Origin of the sequence: Serratia sp. MMO-28 (assembly GCF_037199905.1) — a bacterium.
In the GTDB taxonomy this organism is placed as follows: domain Bacteria; phylum Pseudomonadota; class Gammaproteobacteria; order Enterobacterales; family Enterobacteriaceae; genus Chania; species Chania oryzae.
Window position 1 is genome coordinate 1 of the sequence record NZ_JBBCVB010000156.1, and the last position, 211, is coordinate 211.

1 protein-coding gene is annotated in these 211 nt (G+C 60.7%); it reads left to right on the forward strand.

Annotated features, from left to right (window positions below):
- Window positions 1–211, forward strand: a 211-nt coding sequence (locus WG891_RS26965) for a hypothetical protein (protein WP_337265146.1), incomplete at both ends; no start/stop codon positions are given.

A 211-nucleotide genomic window follows, 5' to 3' on the forward strand; every position in this document is an offset into this window, starting at 1 on the left:
CCTCTCTGGCAACAGCAATGCTTCAGGCTTCAGCGGCCTGCTGGACATCAACAGTAACGCCTCCCTGACGCTGAACGCGGGGAGCGCGCTGAATGCGGCTACCGAACTGCACGTCAACGATGCCAGCAGCACCCTCAATATCAGCAATAACGGGGCCTTTACCCTGAACAACGCCCTGACCGGGGCCGGGCAGGTGAATGTCGATACGGCG